The sequence below is a fragment of the Methylobacterium sp. Leaf89 genome (assembly GCF_001422215.1).
Taxonomy (GTDB): Bacteria; Pseudomonadota; Alphaproteobacteria; order Rhizobiales; family Beijerinckiaceae; genus Methylobacterium.
In genome coordinates this window covers 241221-261052 of record NZ_LMML01000030.1, presented here as the reverse complement: position 1 = coordinate 261052, position 19832 = coordinate 241221, and the positions used below count along the sequence as shown (strand labels likewise).

The following is a 19832-nucleotide window of genomic DNA, read 5'->3' as shown; positions in this document are numbered from 1 at the left end:
GGCGCGCGTCCTCCGACCATCCCAGCGGATGATCGGCCCCCACAGAGCGTGAACAGTACGGAGCACCGAAGCCCAGAGAACGGGCCTTCGTGTTCCAGGCAAACGGCCTCCTTCCATGCGTGCACTTCTGTCCGTGGCCTTCCTGGCCATAGGCATCGCCATCGGCGGTGCCTTCCCGCGTGTGTCCGAAATCGTGCAGGGCGCCCTCGCGACCGCCGGTCTTTCAACGGCCCCGAAGCCTCCACCGACGAACGCCGCCGTATCGAGGCCGGCGTCCGGGAAGGGCGACGAGGGACACGGCGAGCCGGATCACGAGCATGCTTCCAACGAGCGCCCGGATTCGGCGGGCGAGCCGGCGCATGGAGAGGCCGCACATCGGCATTCGGATAACGAGGCCAAGCCCAAGCCGAAGGCCCCCGGCCACGCGCATGCCGAGGGCGAGGCGCACGGCGAGGAGGGCGAGGGCAAGATCAAGATGACGGCCGAACAGGCCGCGGAGCAGGACATCAAGCTGGCTCGCGTCGACGCCGGCATACTCTCGCGCCATCTCCTCGTTCCCGGTTCCATCGTCCAGGATGCCGACCGGATCGCCCGCGTGCCCGCCCGGGTTGCCGGGACGGTGGCGGAAATGCGCAAGCGTCTCGGCGAGGACGTAGCCAAGGGCGAGGTCGTAGCGGTCCTCGATAGCCGCGAGGTTGCAGAGGCCAAGAGCGAGTTCCTGACGGCGACCGTCAAGGCGGACCTGGAGAAGACCAACTTCGACCGCCAGCAAGCGCTCTGGGACAAGCGAATCTCGGCGGAATCGGCCTTTCTCAACGCGAAGGCGGCCTATTCGGAAGCGACCCTTCGCGTCGACCTCGCCCGCCAGAAGCTTTCGGCCCTGGGGCTGAACGCGGCCGAGGTCGCAGTCTCGGCCAAGAAGGACGAGACAACCCCGAACCTGTCGACCCTTCGACGATACGAGCTCAGGTCCCCCCTCGCCGGACGGGTCGTCGAGCGAAAGGTCGACGTCGGCACGAAGGTCGGCAGCGAGGGCGACCCCGCGGACGTCTACACCGTGGCCGACCTGTCCTCCGTGTGGATCGAGCTCTCGGTCCCGACAACCGAGCTGGCGAAGGTGCGAGAGGGCGCCCGGGTGGCCATCGTCGCGGGGGACGACCGCCCTCGCGCAGAGGGCAAGGTCGTCTTCGTGAGCCCGATCCTCAACCCGGAGACGCGCTCGGCCCGTGTCATCGTCTCTTTGCCCAACAAGGACATGGCCTGGCGGCCGGGGACCTTCGTGACGACGGAAGTCGAGATCGCCCAGGATCCCGTCAAGGTCCGACTGCCGAAATCCGCAATCCAGACCATCGGCGGCGAGAAGGTGGTGTTCGTGCGGACCCCGGCGGGGTTCGAGAGAAGGGACGTGACCATCGGCAAGGCCGACGACCAGGCCTACGAGATCCTTTCGGGTCTGAACCCAGGCGACGAGGTCGCGGTGGCCAACTCCTTCGTCCTGAAGGCCGAGCTCGGCAAGGCCGAAGCCGACCACGACCACTGAAGGCGGGCGCGGACATGATCTCGAAGATCCTCGACTTCTCGGTCCACCAGCGCTGGCTCGTGGTGCTCCTGTCGCTTCTCGCCGCCGGCTTCGGCGTCTTCTCGCTGACCAAGCTCCCCATCGACGCGGTGCCCGACATCACCAACAACCAGGTGCAGATTAACACCACGGCGCCGTCGCTCTCGCCGGTCGATATCGAGAAGCAGGTGACCTATCCGGTCGAGACCGCCCTCGCCGGGATCAAGGGCCTGGAATACACCCGCTCGCTCTCGCGGAACGGGTTCTCCCAGGTCACCGCGGTCTTTTCCGAGAAGTTAGACATCTACTTCGCCCGGCAGCAGGTGGCGGAGCGCATCAACGAGGCGAAGTCGACCCTGCCGCCCGGGGCAGAGCCCCACATGGGCCCGATCTCGACCGGCCTGGGCGAGATCTACATGTGGTCCATCCACTACGCCAAGCCCGAGGAGCGCAAGGTCTCCCCGGACGGCAAGGGCGGGTGGCAGTCGGACGGAAGCTACCTGACCCCCGAGGGCCAGCGGCTCACGACCGAGCTGGAGCGCACGGCCTACCTGCGCACCGTTCAGGACTGGATCATCCGCCCCCAGGTGAAGACCGTGCCGGGGGTCGCCGGCGTCGACAGCATCGGCGGCTTCGACAAGCAGTACCACGTCCAGCCCGACCCGATGAAGCTCACCGCCCTCGACCTGTCCTTCGCCGACATCGCCCGGGCGCTGGAGGCCAACAACGCCAACCAAGGCGCACGTTACCTTGAGGACAACGGCGAGGGCTACGTAGTGCGCGCCGCCGGCCGCCTTGAGACCATGGAGGACATCGGCTCCGTCGTAGTGACGACGCGCGGCGGCGTGCCGGTCCGCATCTCCGACATCGCAGAGGTTCGGATCGGGCGCGACCTGCGCACCGGCTCCGGCAGCGAGGACGGGCGCGAGGTGGTGATCGGCACCGCCCTGATGCTCATCGGCGAGAACAGCCGGACCGTGGCGGCCGGCGTCGACGCTCGCATGACCGAGGTCCGGCGCACGCTACCGCCCGGCATCCAGGTCCAGACCGTGCTCAACCGTACGGTCCTCGTCGAGGCCACCATCAGGACCGTCGCGAAGAACCTAGCCGAGGGCGCGGCCCTCGTCGTCGTCATCCTGTTCCTGTTGCTGGGCAACATCCGCGCGGCCATCGTCGCTGCCCTCGTCATCCCGGTGGCGATGCTGATGACCATGACCGGCATGGTCCAGGGCCGCATCAGCGCCAACCTGATGAGCCTCGGCGCCCTCGACTTCGGCTTAATCGTCGACGGGGCCGTCATCATCACCGAGAACGCCCTGCGCCACCTGGCGGAGCGGCAGGGGGAGCTCGGGCGCAAGCTCGAACTGGAGGAGCGCCTCGTCACGGTGAGGGCCTCGGCCGAGGAGATGATCAAGCCCTCCCTCTACGGGCAAGCTATCATCATCCTCGTCTACGTGCCGCTCCTCACCTTCACTGGTGTCGAGGGCAAGATGTTCGAGCCGATGGCACTCACCGTCATCATCGCCCTTCTCTCGGCCTTCGTCCTGTCGCTGACCTTCGTGCCGGCGATGATCGCCATCGTCATCACCGGCAAGGTGACGGAGAAGGACAACGTCCTCATCCGCGGGATCAAAGCCGCCTACCGTCCGGTCCTCGGTGCCGCCCTGCGGGTCCCGATGACTTTCGTCGCGGTTGCCCTGGTGCTGCTCGTCGGGGCCGGGTTCCTGTTCACCAAGCTCGGGCAGGAGTTCATCCCGCAGCTCGACGAGAAGAGCATCGCGCTGAACGCCCAGCGCATCCCGTCGACCTCGCTCACCCAGTCGCAGGCGATGCAGCTGAAGGTCGAGCAGGCCGTTAGTCGGTTCCCCCAGGTCGCCTACGTCTTCTCGAAGACCGGCACCGCCGAGGTCGCCTCGGACCCCATGCCACCGAGCTCGTCCGACACCTTCGTCATTCTGAAACCGCAGGAGGAATGGCCCGACCCCGACCTGTCCAAGGCGGACTTGCAGGAGCAGATCGAGAAGGCCCTGGGGTCGCTTGCCGGCAATGTCTACGAGTTCTCCCAGCCCATCCAGCTTCGCTTCAACGAGCTCCTGGCCGGCACCCGCGGCGACCTTGCCGTAAAGGTGTTCGGTGAGGAGTTCGAGCCGATGCTCAAGACCGCCAACCAAGTCGCCGCGATCCTGCGCGGGACGGAGGGGGCCGACGACGTCAAGGTCGAGCAGACGGCCGGCCTGCCGTTCCTGGAGATCAAGATCAACAAGACCGAGGCCGCGCGCCTCGGCCTGAGCACGTCCGCAATCCAAGACGTCATCGGGGCGGCCATCGGCGGCCGCGAGGCCGGCATGGTGTTCGAGGGGGATCGCCGCTTCCCCATCGTCGTGCGGCTGAACGACAAGGTTCGCGAGGACCGCGAGGCCCTGGAGAACATCCCTGTTCCGTTGCCCCCGGGCGCCAATGGGCGGGCCTCCTCCGTGCTCCTGAAGCAGGTGGCGAGCTTCTCTGTCACCGAGGGCCCGAACCAGATCTCGCGGGAAAATGGTCGGCGCCGCGTCGTGGTCACCGCCAACGTCCGGGGCCGCGACATCGGCTCGCTCGTCGCCGAGGCGCAGGCCAAGGTCGCGTCCGGGGTGCAGCTTCCGGCCGGCTACTACGTGACCTGGGGCGGACAATTCGAGAACCTGGCCTCGGCCCGCCAGCGACTGATGGTGGTCGTGCCGGTCTGCTTCTTCCTGATCTTCCTGCTTCTGTTCTCGGCCCTGAACTCGGCCAAGGACGCCTTACTCGTGTTCAGCGCGGTGCCGCTGGCGCTCACCGGCGGCATCGCCGCCCTGTGGCTGCGGGGAATGCCGTTCTCCGTGCCCGCGGCGGTGGGTTTCATCGCCCTGTCGGGGGTGGCGGTCCTCAACGGCTTGGTGATGCTGACGTACATCAAGCAGCTCATCGCGGAGGGGAAGCCCCGGCGCGAGGCGATCCTCGAAGGCGCGATGACCCGGCTCCGACCGGTGGCGATGACCGCCTTGGTGGCGTCCCTCGGGTTCGTACCGATGGCGTTGGCGACCGAGACGGGGGCCGAGGTCCAACGGCCGCTCGCCACCGTGGTGATCGGAGGCCTCATCAGCGCGACCCTGCTGACGTTGGTCGTCCTGCCGGCCCTGTACGCACGCTTTGCCGGAGCGGTCCTGCCGTCGGGGGGCGCCCGGCCGGTTGGTGCCGGCCAAGCGAGGCACCAGGTCGAGGTCGCGGCGGAGTGAGGCAGCCCCCACCGGACGGAGCCCTGCCATGAACGTCGCCGCGCTGCTCCTCGCCTGCTTCCTTGGAATGGGCGGAACCTCCGCGGCGAGCGACCAAAGCTGCGTGATCCCCGGCCGTTTTCCCTTGCGAAGCGGCTTCATGCCGTCCCCGACGGTCTCCGTGCCCGAACCCTGCGGCTATTCCCTAGGGCACGCCGGTCCTTGCCAGGTCGGACAGCCGGGCACCATGGCGATGGATACCCCCGAGCCGGCCAAGCCGGAAGAAGCGCCGTTCGGGCTCTCGTGGGGGCCGCTGACGGAGGTACCAAAACCCTCGATGGTGGACCGGGAAGGCAACATCACCGCCCTGATCTACTTCCATGACCGTCCCCCCTCGGCCGGACGGGACACCGACCGGGTCGTCCTGGAGGTCTGCAAGGACGAGGGCCTGCAGCAAGTCATCTGGCTCAGCCGCCCCTTCTCCGACGTGGAACTCCCGGCCCGTTACGCCGCCATCCTCCAGGAAGGCGTTCAACGCCATGGAACGCCGCGGGAGGGTGACGCTCCGGGAACCGTCGCATGGCCTGCGGCTCGGACTTTCCTGGCGGTCCGGACATCGGCTTCGGGGGACCGGCGCCTCTTGATGGTTTCCCAGGGCGGGCGCTACGCGGGATGCTCGGCCACCCACGAGGCCATGACCGGCCATCCGGCCGGCGTGCACGCTTCCAGGCTCCTCGATCCCGATGGTAACGGACGATGATGGCGATGCCGGCTGTGCTTTCGGGCGTCTTCGTGATCCTGGCGCAGGCGCCGGCCACGAAGATCGTGGGCATCGGCGCATCCACCTGCGCGCGCTTCATCCATGACATCGGGGAAGCGCCGGAGAGGGAGCGGGATTACCTCGCCTGGGCCCAGGGGTTCATGAGCGGGGCGCTGATACGGGCACCCGAAGGCATCGACGAGGGCCTCGACTTGGCGCCGGCCTCGATGCCACTGAGCGCGCAGGCGAACTTCCTCCGGGCGTTTTGCCGGAAAAGTCCCTCCCTCGACTACATGGACGCCGTGCATGCCCTTTACCGGCACCTGAGGACGCAACAGACCCTCTAGCAAGGCTCCGGAATCGACACGGTGGGGAGACAACAGGGGGCGGGGCGGTACGGCCGCCCTCGAAGTGCCAGGTAGGTCCCCGGACTTAGGAATGCCCAATGGCCGGCAAGAAGGCTGCGCGAAATGAGAATGTTTGGGGGCGAGGCAATCCACGGCGTCGGCGGCGGGTGCGGCCGCACGTTCGCAAGGCGGCTTTACGCTCCTTCGCCTGGGTGCTGCTCCTCGTTCCTGGCGTTTGGATCCTGCTCTATCTCCTTGGCTCCATGACGTGAGCGCCGCTGGACCGATGGGCGATCACCCCCATCGGGCTGACGCCGGCTCGGCCGTCTCCATCCGCCGGTGCCCCGATTTGGTCGGTCCCCCGCTCAGGCCAGGTCGCCGTGAGGCGACAAGGCCTCGATGATGCGGCAGTCTGCGACCGAGCCGCATTTGCACTGACCGATGACGTCGCTCAGCTCACGGGCGAGCCTGGTGAGGTCCGAGAGTTTCCGCTCGACCTCCGCCAAGTGCGCACGCGCGATCGTGTCGACTTCGGCGCAGGACCGGCCGCGTTCGTCGGCCAAAGCCAGAAGCTCGCGGATCTGGTCCACGGTGAAGCCGAGGTCCCGGCCACGCCGTATGAAGCTCAGACGACGCAGGTGCTCCGGGCCGTACAGGCGATAGTTGCCCGCCGACCGCGCGGGTTTCGGCAGGAGCTTCACCTTCTCGTACCACCGGACCGTCTCGACACGGGTGTTCGTCGCCGCCGCCAAGTCGCCGATGGTCATGGAGGATGCGTTCGCCACGGTCTTGACCCTGTAGTTGCTACAGGGTGCACATAGGGGGTCCCACCGCCCGGCGCGACGCCCGGGCCGACGGAGCATGCCATGCCGGGGACAGGAACCATGGGGAAGATCCCCGCAGCCGCCGCACTGCGCTACCGCGTGAAGGGCATGGATTGCCCGAGTTGCGCGGCCAAGATCGAGACGGCGGTGACCCGCCTCCCCGGCGTCGGCGACGTGCGCGTGAACTACACGGCCCAGGTCCTCGACCTCGTGCTTGATGAGGGCGCGACGCCCCGGGCTGCGCTTGAGGAGCGGATCGCCGGCCTCGGCTACGGCGTCGCCTCCCTGCCCACGGCAGCCGACCTCGCCCATGCCCATTCGTCCGGGACCGATATCCTTTCGGTCGAGGACGAGAAGGCGGAGCCCCCCGCCTGGCGCAGCCGCAAGGGGCTCCTAGCCATTGCCATCGCAGCCTTGTTCGCCGTGGGCTTCCTACTGGATCAAGCCCAGCCTGCGCTGGTCGGCGAGTACGCCTACTGGCCCGGGGCGCTCCTTGGGCTTGCCTTCTACGGACGCCGGGCCATCGCTGCGGCGCGCAATGGCTCGCCCTTCTCCATCGAGATGCTGATGTCGGTTGCGACGGTCGGCGCGCTCGCCATCCATGCCGCCGAGGAAGCCGCGGTCGTGGTCCTGCTGTTTACGGTCGGCGAGATGCTCGAAGGCTTCGCGGCAGGCCGATCCCGGGCCGGCATCAAGGCGCTCGTAGGCCTCGTGCCGAAGACGGCGCGCCTGATCGAGGAGGACGGTATCGTGCGCGAGGTGCCGGCTGCCGCCCTTCGGATCGGGCAGACCGTGCTGGTCCGCCCCGGCGACCGCGTGCCCGCCGACGGTGAGATCACGGACGGGTCGTCGAGCCTCGACGAGTCCCCCATCACGGGGGAATCCGTCCCCCGGCCAAAGGAAATCGGGGACGCGGTCTACGCTGGCAGCGTGAACGCGGACGGCGCCCTGCAGGTCAGGGTGACCCGGATGCCCTCCGACAACACCGTCGCCCGCATCCTGCATATGGTGGAGGAGGCGCAGGCGTCGAAGTCGCCGACCGCGCGCTTCATCGACCGCTTCAGCGCCGTCTACACCCCGGTGGCGTTCGCCTTCGCCGCGCTGGCCGCGCTTGGGCCGCCCCTCCTGCTCGGTGCCGACTGGAGCACCTGGATCTATCGTGGATTGGCTCTGCTCCTCATCGCCTGCCCCTGCGCACTCGTCCTCTCGACTCCCGCCGCCATCGCCTCCGGGCTGGCCGCCGGGGCTCGTCGCGGACTTCTGGTGAAGGGTGGCGCCGCCCTTGAGACCATCGGGCGGGTTCGAACCGTCGCCTTCGACAAGACCGGGACGCTCACGGTCGGTCGGCCGCTCGTCACGGACGTGTTGCCGTTCGCCACGGGCATGACGGACCGGGCCCTTCTCGGGCTGGCAGCGGCGGTGGAGGCGGGGTCAAGCCACCCCATCGCCCGAGCTCTTATCGAACGCGCGGGGGTGGACGGCATCCCGTTACGGCCGGTGCGTGACGCCAGGGCGGTGCCCGGTAAGGCCGTCCAGGCCACCGTAGCAGGACGGCTCGTCGTGGTGGCTTCCCCCCGCCACGCGGCGACGCTGGCCCCCCTCGGAGACGAGGCCGAGCGGACCGTGGCGGCGCTGGAGGAAGCAGGCAAGACCGCGGTCATCGTGGTCCGGGACGGCGAGGCCCTCGGCGCCATAGCGGTCCGGGACGAGCCCAGACAGGATGCGACCGCCGCCATCGCGTCCTTGCGCAGGCTCGGCGTCGAGTGCGTGATGCTGACGGGCGACAACCGCCGTACCGGCGAGGCCATCGCAAGGGGCCTCGGGCTCACCGCCCGGGCCGATCTTCTACCTGCGGACAAGCTCGCCGAGGTTAATGCCCTGAAGGAATTGGGGATTGTGGCAATGGTCGGCGACGGCATCAACGACGCCCCCGCGCTTGCCGCAGCCAACGTCGGCATAGCCATGGGCGGCGGTACCGATGCCGCGCTGGAGACTGCCGATGCCGCCGTTCTCAACGACCGGGTGTCCGACGTCGCCGCCCTCGTGGCGCTGTCCCGGGCCACGCTCGGCAACATCCATCAGAACGTGGCCATCTCACTCGGACTGAAGGCGGTGTTCCTCGTGACCACGCTCGCCGGCATCACCGGGCTGTGGCCGGCCATCCTGGCGGATACCGGTGCGACCGTCCTGGTGACGGCCAACGCGCTCCGCCTTCTGAGGGCATGATGACCACCCCATCCGAGGGACTGGCCCGCCGGGTCGCGACGGTGGGCGCCATCCTGGTGGCCGCCGCGGCCATCGACCTCGCCGCGAAGGCGGCGGCCGAGAGTTGGCTGGCCGAGGGTGGGGTCCAGGGCTTCCTGCCCTTCGTCGACCTGAGCCTGTCGTTCAACCACGGCATCAGCTTCAGCCTGTTCCCGGCACGCGATCCGTCTTCCCTGACCCTTCTTCTTGGCATCCAGGGCACGCTTACCTGCCTCATCGCCGGCTGTGCCGTGGCAGCGGGAAGCGGGCTCGAACGCCTCGGGCTCGCCTCGATGGCAGGCGGCGCCGCGGGCAATCTCATCGACCGGTTCATGGATGGGACCGTGACCGACTACCTCGACCTGCACATGGGCGGCATGCGCTGGTTCACCTTCAACCTGGCGGATGCCTGGATCTCCCTGGGCGTCGTCCTGCTGCTCATCGACGGCTTCCGAACGCGCCGGCGGCATCCCGATGCCGGGGAATTGACCTCATGATAGCCCCGATCCCGCCGAACCGTGGCCACGGCAACCCGTCATGCCCCTCCCGGGCCCAGGCTCGGACACAGATACCGTCGAGGCCGACATGCTGAAGAAGATCACGCTCGGGTTGGCTCTCCTGTCGGCGCTGTCCGCCTGCCAGGACGGACGGTACGCTGGCTCGACCCGCCACCTCGCGCCCATCCCGCCTGAGACCCTGGCCTTGATGTCCACCAAGGGTGTGTCTTCCGCCGACCCGATCCTGATGCGGGCCTACAAGAAGGAGTCCGAGATCGAGCTTTGGAAGCGCGGAGCGGACGGCAGGTACGCCTTGCTGAAGACGTATCCGATGTGCCGGTGGTCGGGTCAGCTCGGGCCCAAGACCCGGGAGGGCGACCGACAGGCCCCCGAGGGCTTCTACGCGATCACGCCGGAGTCCATGAACGCGAATTCCAGCCTCTACCTGTCGTTCAACCTCGGCTACCCGAACGCGTACGACCGCTCCCTGGGGCGCACGGGGACGCACCTGATGGTCCATGGCTCGTGCTCGTCCCAGGGCTGCTTCGCGATGACGGACGAGGCGATCTCGGAGCTTTACGCCGTCGTCCGCGAGGCGTTCGCGGGCGGGCAGCGAGCCGTCCAGTTCCAGTCCTACCCGTTCCGCATGACCCCGGAGAACCTCGCCCGGCACCGGCAGGACCCGAACATGGCCTTCTGGAGGAACCTCAAGGAAGGGTCGGACCGGTTCGAGGTCACGGGGGCGGAACCGGCCGTCGACGTGGCGGGCGGACGCTACGCGTTCGATGCGGGCGTTGACGCCCCCGCCGCCGACGCGGTCGCCCGGAAGCAGGCGGACGACGAGCGGCAGGTCGCCGCCCTCGTGGCGAGCGGAACGTCGGCGGTCCGGCTGGTGTACGAGGACGGCGGTCAGCACCGGGCGTTCCGCGAGACCATGATGGCTGCCGGCAACGGACTAGGCGAGGTAAGCCGACCCGAAGCCCTGGCATCAGGCCCGCGAGAGGTGGACATGCCAGCGCAGGGGCCGGTCGCGCTCGTCGGAAGGCGGGAGCCGGTACGGAGCACGGCAGCGCCCAAGCCGCCGGGGACTAGCATTCTCGTGGCTGAGCGTCGGCGCCTGCTTGAGACCTTCGCCGCGGCGGGGGACGGGCGGAGGTGATGGGCCTGTCGGCCATCAGCGCCCCCATGACCGAGGCGGCCTGACCGATGCCCCGCGCACTCAGGCGGCGGCGACCTCGTCCGCCCATCCCAAACGTGCCTTCAGGTCGTTCAGGTGGCTGAATGCGAGGACGCGTCGGTGTTGCAGCATGCCGACCACGATGCCCGGATGAAGCCCGACCTCGTCGGCGAAGGTCACGACCTCCTGCTTCGTCCGTGGGCATGTGGTGGCGAAGGCATCGATCCGCTCGCGCCCGACCAGCATCTCCTCGGCCCAGGCATCCGCCTCGGCCTCGACGTCGTTGTCCTCGCCGTTCTTGTCGTCGACGAAATTCATTCCGCGATGCAGGCTGATGTGCGCCGCCTCGTGGAAGAAGGTCCACCAGAAATGGTCGTTGCTCTTCATGCGCAGCGACATCTGGATCATGGGACGGTCGTCGTTCAGCCACCGCGCCGATCCGAAGACGCAGGTCTTGCTTAGGGGCTTCTGGAACACTAGGGCGACGCCGGACGCATGGCAGATTTCGAGCATGCGCGGCTCGAAGGTCTCAGGCATTTCCACGGTCAGCGAACGGATCTCTGCGCATCCCTGCTTGAACCGCCCCGGATCGTAGGCCGGCAGGCTGAGCCGGCGCGCCTTCTCCTCGCCCAGCATCAGCCAGCACAGCATGTGGTGGGGCGAGGTGGTGCCGGTCCTCGCCTTGCGGTGGTGCACGGCCAGGGAACCGAGCTTCGCCTCGTAGGCGTGCGGTCCCCCGATCCCGAGGAGGCCCAGCAGACCGTCCATGATCCTGCCGGGGTCGTTGGTCTGGGGAAGGCGACCACAGGCCTTCAGTTCCCTGATAGGGAACCCCTTGAGCCATTCGGCCTCCCGCACGGCCGCCTCCTGCTCCCGCTGCCGAGCCTGGAACAGGTCCCAGTTCGCCTGGAGGCCGGTCCAGATGTAGGCCTTGAGGCCGAGCACGTGCTCCAGCTTCAGTGCGGTCTCGGGCGTGACCGGGTTGGAGCCGTTGATGATCGTGCTGACTAGCTTGGGCGTCATGTCGGCGATGCGGGCGAACTCGGCCTGGGACCAGCCGCGCTCCTGGATGTACTCTTCGAGGTGTTCGCCGGGATGGGTCGCCCATTGCGGCGTCCAGGCTTCCTGCGTCGTCATCCCCTTGGTCTCCGCCGTTCAGTTGCCATGGTAGTCGACGATTTCGATGATCTCGACCGCCGTGACCTGACCCGTGTCGAGCCCGCCGTCAGGCAGGCAGGGCACCGGGTCGTGGTCGGGCACGAAGACGATACGCCAGTTGTCCTTGATCGTGACCGAGAGTTGGCCGTCCCGGTTACCGCCGAGTTGATGCCGGCGGACGGGTGGCTCCGTCGGAACGTCCGAGAGGCAGGCCGCCTGCCCCAACACGTCCAGCCGCTTCCGTATCGGTTTCGCCCTGTCCCCGTAGGCCTTCGCCATCTCCTTCGGGTCCGACAGCGCCTTCCCCAGGCGCCTAGACCGGAAACGGATCTGCATCGCACCAATCCGTTACCCGCAAGGTAATGCTCCGCACTACGTTACCCAATAGGTAACACGGTCGCAGACGCATGGCCACTCCGTTCGAACCCGGGATCCGCCTCGCGGACGAACAACGCCGACATCGCGGTAAGTCAGGGACAAGCCTTCCTTATCCATGACCATCGGGAGACTGCGCATCCGCGGAACCCTCCTCGAAGCGAAGCCGTTCCTCGTCGCTCCCGATGGGCCGTTCGCCGGTCCGGCCCGGGGCCAAGACGATCCAGCAACAACCAACGAGGAAGCTCCCATGAGGAAGTCCCTGTTCGCCGTCGCCGCCCTGGCCGCGCTCGGTGCCATCGGCATCGCCGCACCTGCCTCCGCCGCTCCCGGTATGGTCGGCGCCGTCGATGCCCCGACCAGCATCGTCGATGTTCGCATGCACGACAGCCACGGCCACCGCGGCCATGGCATGCGCCATCACCACCATCGTGGGCACGGCATGCGCCATCACCACCATCGCCGTGGCCACATGATGCGCCACGGTCACGGCCATCGCCACCACCGCATGTGATCGTCCAGGGGCCCTTCGGGGCCCCTTTCCGTCGCCATTACCGTTGGCTCAGGACCGGGGGCGGGATTAAGGAGACCTCGCCGGGCGTTCGTTCCTCATTGAGGAGGAAAGCCCATGACGCGCACCTTTTCCTTGATCGCTCTGTCGATCCTCGCCGTCCTGACGTTCGGCACCGCCGCTTCCGCCGCTCCGGTGACACCGAGCGGGGTCATCGCGATGCAGGATGGCCCTGGCCTGATGCGTCACGTTCAGCATCACCATCACCATCGCCGGCATCACCATCACCACGGCGGGGGCTACTACGGCAGAGGTCACCATCACGGCTGGGGACACCATCATCACTTCCGGCCACATCACCACCATGGCTGGGGCCACCACCATCATCATCATCGGCGGCATCACCACCATTTCTAGGATCGCGCGCCACGCATGAGGGGCGCCCACCCTTTAGGGTGGCGCGGTCGTAATGCCCAGCGCGAGCCTAGCCGCCTCCGTCCGCTGGTATCCGTCGCGGCGCGCCCGCCCGAGGGGGTCGGCGTGCGCGCGTCGGATCCATCCGCGCCGGACGAGGACCTCCAGCGAGCGTGCGTCGAGGCGAGTGCCCTCGATCCATCCCTCATCCGGGACCTTGAGAAGCTGCGTGCGGTGCCTCTCGGTGAGGCGCCACGGCGCGGCGGCGATACCCAAGGCCGGAGACAGCGGATAAGGGTCGTCATCCAGGAGCGGATGACCCAATGCCTGCAGGATGGCGTCGAGGCCGTCCGTCAGTGCTGCAGGACCGGGCTGCAGGATCAGGGGCGACTTGATCTCCACGATGCGTCCGTTCACGACGGCGGGGATGGCCGACCAGCCCGACCGCCCGGCGATGCGCGAGGGCACAACCTTCTTCCCGCACCAAGATGCCAGGATGACCTCGGGAGCGGCTTCCAGCACCGCCTCCGGCGCCACGATACGGTCCTTAGCGGCCGGCTGCCGGGCGAGGTTCGGGAAGACATCGTTGCCGCCAGCGATGTCTATCAGGTCAGAAACCCACCCGATGCCCGAAATGAGGGGCTCGTCCCATTCCTCGAAGTACACGCGCAATCGCGCCTGTCCCCGGGCCTGGGCAGCCACCCGCGCGAGCCGGTTCTCGTAGCCGAGCGCCAGCGCCTCCGCCTTGTCTCGGGCATCGACCAAGGCGCCGACGGTGCGGATCATGGCAAGGATACCGGCGACGTCCCGATGATTGAACGCATGCACGGCAATGCCTGCCCGTATGAGGTCTGAGACGATACCGGCTTGAAGATCCGAAAAGGTCAGCACCAAGTCGGGCGCGAGTGCCAAGATCTTCGGAATGTCCGCACTGGTGAAAGCGGAGACCCGCGGCTTCTCGCGGCGGACCTGTGGAGGACGGACCGCATAGCCGGAGACGCCGACGATGCGGTCCTGCTCCCCGAGCAAATACAGGGTCTCGACTGTTTCCTCGGTCAGGCAGACGATGCGTTCGGGCGGGAAGCGGCGCATGGGCCTCCATAGCATGAGGTGCATCGGGCGCGCCCTGGCCTCACGCTTACCCTCCCCTCCCGGAGGTCACGGCTTCGTCTCAGATAATTGCGCCGCCTCGATAGCGCGCAAAGGTGCTCCGCCCGGTCGGCCCGAATAGGACGACGTCGTAGGTGTCCGGCTCCATGCCTTCGACCTCCATCCCGGGGGAACCCGTCGGCATGCCAGGGACAGCCAGTCCGGTGCCCTTGGGCTTCTCGGCCAGCAGCCGCTTGATCGCCCCGGCCGGGACATGCCCCTCCACGACGTAGCCGCCAACCTGGGCGGTATGGCAGGCTGAAAGGTCACGCGGCACCCCGAGGCGGACCTTAAGCGGGTTCACCGCTCCTTCGGTGACGGTCACCGGGAAACCGCTTTCCCGCAGGTGGGCGACCCACCTCTCGCAGCAGCCGCAGGTTGGGTCCTTGGTCACGGACAGGGTCGGCAGGTCCTGTGCCAGAGCGCGGTGCCCGGGGACGACCAAAGCCGCTAGTCCCAGGATCGCGGCACGCCGGGTCGTCATGATCGTCTCGTTCATGGTCGGTCTCCCGTTCTCACTCTGCCGCTAAGGGCAATTCGGCGACTTCAACGGATTCGGTCGGCATCTCGGGTTCGGGCAGGCTCCATCCCTTCACGAGACCGTAGACCGCCGGGATGACGACCAGGGTCAGCATGGTCGACGAGACCATGCCGCCGATCATGGGAACCGCGATCCGCTGCATAACCTCGGAGCCAGAGCCGGTGCTCCACAGGATGGGCAGTAGCCCGGCCATGATGGCGACAACCGTCATCATCTTCGGACGCACCCGCTCGACCGCGCCCACCATGATCGCCCGCCGCAGGCCCTCGCGGGTGAAGGCCCTGCCAGCGCGACCGCATTCAGCCCGCGCCTCGATCAACGCATGATCGAGGTAGACCAGCATGATCACGCCGGTCTCGGCCGCGACGCCGGCGAGCGCGATGAAGCCGACGGCCACCGCCACCGACACATTGAAGCCCATCCACCACATCAGCCAGACCCCGCCGACGAGAGCGAAGGGCAGCGACAGCATGACGATGAACGTCTCGGTGAGCCGCCGGAAGTTCAGGTAAAGGAGCAGAAACACGATCAGCAGCGTCAGCGGGACCACGACCTTCAGCCGGGCCGTCGCCCGGTCGAGGTACTCGACCTGCCCGCTCCACTGCACGAGTGTGCCCTGCGGCAGACTGACCTCGTTGGTCACCGCCGCCCTGGCTTCGGCGACGTAGCCCCCGAGATCGCGACCGGCGACGTCGACGTAGATGAAGACCGCGAGCCGGCCGTTCTCCGTCCGGATCTGGGTCGGACCACGGTTCAACTGCACCTTGGCCACCTCGCCGAGCGGCACCGTACCCCCGCCTGCGATGGGCACCTGGACCTCGGAGCCGATGGATCGTGGGTCGGAGCGAAAGGCGCGTGGGTAGCGCACGTTGACGGTGTAGCGCTCGCGGCCCTCGACCGTGTTGGTGACACTCTCGCCGCCGAGCGCCATGGCGATGACGTCCTGCACGTCCCCGACCGTCAGCCCGTACCGACCCAGCACCTCGCGGTCGGGGGTGATGTCGAGGAAGTAGCCGCCCTGGACGCGCTCGGCATAGGCGCTCGACGTGCCCGGCACCGCCTTCACCACCGCCTCGACCTGGCGGGCGACCTTCTCCATCTCGGTGAGGTCGGTCCCCATCACCTTGATCCCGACAGGGGTGCGGATGCCGGTCGAGAGCATGTCGATCCGCGCGCGGATCGGTTGGGTCCAAGCGTTCGAGACCCCGGGAAACTGGAGTGCAGCGTCCATCTCGGCCTTCAGGCTCGCCGTCGTGACCCCGGGGCGCCACTCCGCCTTCGGCTTCAGGTTGACGATGGTCTCGAACATCTCGCTCGGCGCCGGATCGGTCGCGGTGTTGGCGCGACCGGCCTTGCCGTAGACCGATGCCACCTCGGGGAAGGACTTGATGATCCTGTCCTGGGTCGCCAGCAGGTCCCCCGCCTTAGTCACCGAGATGCCCGGCAGGGTCGTCGGCATGTACATCAGCGTGCCCTCGTCGAGGTCGGGCATGAACTCCGAGCCGAGCCGGCTCGCCGGCCATGCCGTCGCCGCCAGGACGACCATGGCCAGCAGGACCGTCAACACGCGCGCCCGGAGCACGCCGGCGATAAGGGGCCGATAGACCCAGATGAGGAGCCTGTTCACCGGGTTGCGGTGCTCTGGGATGATCCGGCCGCGGACGAACAGGACCATCAGCGCCGGGACGAGGGTCAGTGACAGCACCGCCGCCGCCGCCATGGCGAATGTCTTGGTGAAGGCCAACGGCCCGAAGAGGCGCCCCTCCTGGCTCTCCAGGGTGAAGATCGGCAGGAAGCTCACGGTGATGATGAGAAGCGAGAAGAACAGCGAGGGGCCGACCTCGCTCGCTGCCTCGATGAGGATCTCGACCCGGGACTTTCCGGGGTCAGCCCGCTCCAAGTGCTTGTGGGCGTTCTCGATCATGACGATGGCGGCGTCGATCATTGCGCCCACCGCAATGGCGATGCCGCCGAGGCTCATGATGTTGGCCCCGAGCCCGAGGGCCTTCATGCCCGCGAACGCCATCAGGATGCCGACCGGCAGCATCAGGATCGCGACCAGCGCGCTGCGGACGTGGAGCAGGAACACGACGCAGACGAGGGCGACGATGACGCTCTCCTCGATCAGGGTACCCTTGAGGGTCTCGATGGCCGCCTCGATCAGGTGCGAGCGGTCGTAGACCGGCAGGATCTCCGTGCCCTTGGGCAGGCTGGCGGCGACTTCGGAAAGGCGCACCTTCACGTTCTCGATGACGTTCAGGGCGTTCGCCCCGAACCGCTGCAGGACGATCCCGCCGGCGACCTCGCCGTCGCCGTTCATCTCGGTGATGCCGCGGCGCTCGTCGGGACCGAGCTCGACCCGAGCCACCTCCTTCACCCGCAGCGGGGTGCCCGCCTCGGTCTTCAGGACGATGCTCTCGATGTCGGCGACGCTCTTGAGATACCCGCGGCCACGGACGACGAACTCGAACTCGGAGAGCTCGACGGTGCGGCCGCCGACGTCGGCATTGCTCGACCGGATCGCGTCCCGGAGCTTGGACAGGGTGATGCCCTGCGCACGGAGCCGGTTGGGATCGACCACGACGTTGTACTGTTTCACGAAGCCGCCGACGCCCGCGACCTCCGCCACGCCCTCGGCACGCGACGCCCCGAAGCGCACGACCCAGTCCTGGAGCGAGCGGAGCTCGGCCAGCGTCCGTTCCTTAGCCACCACGACGTACTGGTAGACCCAGCCGACGCCGGTGGCGTCGGGGCCCAGGGTCGGGGTTACTCCCGCCGGCAGGCGCTTGGCCACGGTGTTGAGATATTCGAGCACTCGGCTGCGAGCCCAGTACGGGTCGGTGCCGTCCTCGAAGATGACATAGACGAACGAGACCCCGAAGAACGAGAACCCGCGAACGACCTTGGATCGCGGCACCGTCAGCATGGCAGTCGAGAGGACGTACGTGATTTGGTCTTCCACGACCTGGGGAGCTTGGCCCGGGTACTCAGTGTAGACGATGGTCTGCACGTCCGAGAGGTCCGGGATCGCGTCGAGCGGCAGGGTCTTCAGGGCGTAGAGCCCGGCTCCGACCGCGAAGATGGTCCCGATCAGGACTAGCACCAGATTCCGCGCCGACCAGGCGATCAGGCGGGCGATCATGGCGCCTTCCCCTCGGCGGCGGCTTGCGGCCCGGGATCGGGCTTCGGCTCGGAAAGACCTTGGAGGGCCGCCTTCAGGTTGCTCTCGGCGTCGATGAGGAAGTTGGCCGAGGTCACCACGCGGTCGCCCGCGGCGATGCCGGCGCGGATCTCGACGTAGCCGTCGCCGCGGACGCCGAGCCTGACCGGTCGCGGTTCGAAGCGACCCTCTCCCTTGTCTAGCAGGACGACCTGCCTGATGCCGGTATCGATGACGGCGTCATCGGGCACCGCGACCACCGGCTTGTCACTGCCCGTGGCGATGGCGACGTCGGCGAACATGCCCGGGCGCAGGTCGCCGTTCGGGTTGGGCAACTCGATGCGCAGGCGGGCGGTCCGGGTCCCCATGGCGAGGTGCGGGTAGATCCGGGTCACCGCGCCGGTGAAGACGCGATCAGGAAACGTCCGGGCGCGCACGGTCGCCGTCTGGCCCTCCGCCACGGCCGCCAGGTCGCGTTCGGTCACGTCGGCCAAGACCCAGACCCGGGAATGGTCGACGAGCTTGAACAGGGTGTCGCCGGACTTGGCGCGCATCCCGTCCGAGACGTTGCGCTCGACCACGACGCCGTCGCGGGGCGCCGACCACGTGATGGTCGAGGGCACTTTTCGGGATCGCTCGATCTCGTCGATGACCTCGGGCGGGATGCCGAGGTTCTCAAGACGCCGGCGGGCGCCCTCGTAGCCGATGCCGGTTAGGTACTGCGCGGCGGCCGCGTTCATCTCCGGCGAGAACAGGCGCAGGAGGGGCTGGCCCTTGTGCACGTGGTCGCCGGTGGTGACGGCCTCGACCTTCTCGATGAAGGCGTCGGTACGCATCGCGATGACCGAGATCCGGCGCTCGTCCTCCTCGATGGCGCCAGGTGCGCGCACCGGCATCGACAGGACGCGTCGCTCGACGACCGCCGTCCGGACCCCGGTGCGCTGGAGCTTGCCGGGCGAGATTTTCACGGTGCCGTCGTCGGTGTCCTCGCCCTCGTAGACGGGGAGGTAATCCATTCCCATCGAGTCCTTCTTCGGAATCGGCGAGGTGTCCGGAAGACCCATCGGGTTGCGGTAGAAGCGCACCTTGCGGGCACTCGTCTCCGGCATCGTGGCCTGAGCCATGGCCATGTCGCCGTGCCCGGCGTCGGGCATTGCCTCCGTCTCGTCGGGTTCGTCGAAGCGCACCTCCTCGCTCGCGTGGACGGCGCGATAGTCTCGACCGTCCGCCGTGCGCTTGGGCTCGGAGGCGTAGTCCGGCTTTCCGTCCGGGTCCTGGTAGTAGACGACCGGTCCCGTCGCCTTGGCCGGGACCCGAGCGGGCACCGAAGAGGGCTGCCGGGTTCCCGGCAGCCAATGGGCGAACCCGGTCCGCGCCTGCTGGACGAGCGCCGGCACGGGGCTGCCCTCATGCCCCGCGCCATACCCCAAAACCCCCGCCGCGAGCGCGGAGAGGGTCCCGGCCGCCCAAGCCGACCGGCTCACTTGGTGGCCTTGAACACCAGCCTGTTCTCGACGGTGCCGGTCTCGCCTTGGACCTTGGCCCCGAGCGAGAGGCGCCAGCCGCCGGCCATCGTCAGCTTCGCCTTGAACCGGTAAAGGCCCGGCTCCGGCGAGGGCAGTTGCTCGATCTTGGAGGTCATCTCCTCCATGCTGTCGGGCGCCATGTCGATGCGCTTGGCGAAGATGACGGCGTTCGGCACGGGCTTGGACGTGCGCTTGTCGACGAGGCGGACGTCGAGGATGGCCTCGCCCTGCTTGGCTTCGTCCTTCACCAGCTGGAATTCGTAGTCCTTGGTGTCGGCCCGGGCCGCGGCGGTGAGGACGAGGCCGAGCAGCGCAGCCGTGAGGGCGCGCGAAAACGATGTCTTGGACACGGTCGATG

At 67.9% G+C, this 19832-nt stretch carries 16 protein-coding genes and 1 pseudogene; 8 read left to right on the top strand and 9 right to left on the bottom strand.

Annotated features, from left to right (window positions below):
- The first annotated feature begins 115 nt into the window (after nucleotides 1–115).
- Genes ASF18_RS21380 through ASF18_RS21365 form a run of 4 tightly spaced genes read left to right on the top strand, consistent with a single transcriptional unit; the run spans nucleotide 116 to nucleotide 5898 of the window.
- A complete protein-coding gene (locus ASF18_RS21380; protein WP_056355068.1) occupies nucleotides 116–1540 on the top strand; it encodes an efflux RND transporter periplasmic adaptor subunit in 1425 nt (474 codons plus the stop codon).
- Nucleotides 1541–1554: 14 nt separating this feature from the next.
- On the top strand, nucleotides 1555–4812 hold the full coding sequence (locus tag ASF18_RS21375) for a CusA/CzcA family heavy metal efflux RND transporter (protein ID WP_056355065.1): 3258 nt from the start codon (nucleotides 1555–1557) through the stop codon (nucleotides 4810–4812).
- 28 nt (nucleotides 4813–4840) lie between these two features.
- Complete coding sequence (locus ASF18_RS21370; RefSeq protein ID WP_056355062.1) at nucleotides 4841–5551, top strand: hypothetical protein; 711 nt, start codon at nucleotides 4841–4843, stop codon at nucleotides 5549–5551.
- 5 nt (nucleotides 5552–5556) lie between these two features.
- Nucleotides 5557–5898, top strand: coding sequence for a hypothetical protein (locus tag ASF18_RS21365; protein WP_056355304.1), 342 nt, complete (start codon nucleotides 5557–5559; stop codon nucleotides 5896–5898).
- A 365-nt stretch (nucleotides 5899–6263) separates the two neighbouring features.
- Here the strand turns inward: ASF18_RS21365 and ASF18_RS21360 are convergent, their stop codons facing one another.
- Entirely contained in the window at nucleotides 6264–6665 is a 402-nt protein-coding gene (locus ASF18_RS21360; protein WP_056355059.1) for a helix-turn-helix domain-containing protein, read from the bottom strand.
- A gap of 117 nt (nucleotides 6666–6782) precedes the next feature.
- Between ASF18_RS21360 and ASF18_RS21355 the strand changes: the two genes are divergently transcribed.
- The 3 genes from ASF18_RS21355 to ASF18_RS21345 all read left to right on the top strand — a co-directional run bounded on the left by ASF18_RS21355 (nucleotide 6783) and on the right by ASF18_RS21345 (nucleotide 10622).
- Nucleotides 6783–8948 carry a heavy metal translocating P-type ATPase gene (locus ASF18_RS21355; protein WP_056355056.1) on the top strand — a complete coding sequence of 722 codons (2166 nt, stop codon included), beginning with the start codon at nucleotides 6783–6785 and terminating at the stop codon, nucleotides 8946–8948.
- Nucleotides 8945–9463: a signal peptidase II gene (gene lspA / locus ASF18_RS21350; protein WP_177232401.1), complete on the top strand. Its 519-nt coding sequence runs from the start codon at nucleotides 8945–8947 to the stop codon at nucleotides 9461–9463. The genes ASF18_RS21355 and lspA overlap by 4 nt, the downstream gene beginning before the upstream one ends.
- An 88-nt stretch (nucleotides 9464–9551) precedes the next feature.
- On the top strand, nucleotides 9552–10622 hold the full coding sequence (locus ASF18_RS21345) for a murein L,D-transpeptidase family protein (RefSeq protein ID WP_056355301.1): 1071 nt from the start codon (nucleotides 9552–9554) through the stop codon (nucleotides 10620–10622).
- A 60-nt stretch (nucleotides 10623–10682) separates the two neighbouring features.
- Here the strand turns inward: ASF18_RS21345 and ASF18_RS21340 are convergent, their stop codons facing one another.
- The gene (locus ASF18_RS21340; protein ID WP_056355050.1) at nucleotides 10683–11777 is read right to left on the bottom strand and encodes a HigA family addiction module antitoxin; all 1095 of its coding nucleotides are present in this window, start codon (nucleotides 11775–11777) and stop codon (nucleotides 10683–10685) included.
- Nucleotides 11778–11795: 18 nt separating this feature from the next.
- Entirely contained in the window at nucleotides 11796–12134 is a 339-nt protein-coding gene (locus ASF18_RS21335) for a system killer suppression protein (protein WP_056355047.1), read from the bottom strand.
- A 289-nt stretch (nucleotides 12135–12423) separates the two neighbouring features.
- Between ASF18_RS21335 and ASF18_RS23330 the strand changes: the two genes are divergently transcribed.
- The gene (locus ASF18_RS23330) at nucleotides 12424–12687 is read left to right on the top strand and encodes a hypothetical protein (RefSeq protein WP_082487871.1); all 264 of its coding nucleotides are present in this window, start codon (nucleotides 12424–12426) and stop codon (nucleotides 12685–12687) included.
- Nucleotides 12688–12753: 66 nt separating this feature from the next.
- Here ASF18_RS23330 and ASF18_RS24005 read toward each other — a convergent pair whose 3' ends face one another.
- The 6 genes and pseudogenes from ASF18_RS24005 to ASF18_RS21300 form a co-directional block, all read right to left on the bottom strand.
- Nucleotides 12754–13095, bottom strand: coding sequence for a hypothetical protein (locus tag ASF18_RS24005; protein WP_056355041.1), 342 nt, complete (start codon nucleotides 13093–13095; stop codon nucleotides 12754–12756).
- A 324-nt stretch (nucleotides 13096–13419) separates the two neighbouring features.
- A pseudogene (locus tag ASF18_RS21320) lies at nucleotides 13420–14190 on the bottom strand (cobalamin-binding protein); the annotation flags it as partial.
- Nucleotides 14191–14269: 79 nt separating this feature from the next.
- Nucleotides 14270–14746, bottom strand: a complete 477-nt coding sequence (locus ASF18_RS21315; RefSeq protein WP_056355038.1) for a DUF411 domain-containing protein — start codon at nucleotides 14744–14746, stop codon at nucleotides 14270–14272.
- 16 nt (nucleotides 14747–14762) lie between these two features.
- Nucleotides 14763–17930 carry a CusA/CzcA family heavy metal efflux RND transporter gene (locus ASF18_RS21310; protein WP_056355035.1) on the bottom strand — a complete coding sequence of 1056 codons (3168 nt, stop codon included), beginning with the start codon at nucleotides 17928–17930 and terminating at the stop codon, nucleotides 14763–14765.
- A complete protein-coding gene (locus ASF18_RS21305) occupies nucleotides 17927–19432 on the bottom strand; it encodes an efflux RND transporter periplasmic adaptor subunit (RefSeq protein ID WP_056355031.1) in 1506 nt (501 codons plus the stop codon). The genes ASF18_RS21310 and ASF18_RS21305 overlap by 4 nt, the downstream gene beginning before the upstream one ends.
- Nucleotides 19429–19824, bottom strand: a complete 396-nt coding sequence (locus ASF18_RS21300) for a FixH family protein (RefSeq protein ID WP_056355028.1) — start codon at nucleotides 19822–19824, stop codon at nucleotides 19429–19431. The genes ASF18_RS21305 and ASF18_RS21300 overlap by 4 nt, the downstream gene beginning before the upstream one ends.
- Nucleotides 19825–19832 lie beyond the last annotated feature (8 nt).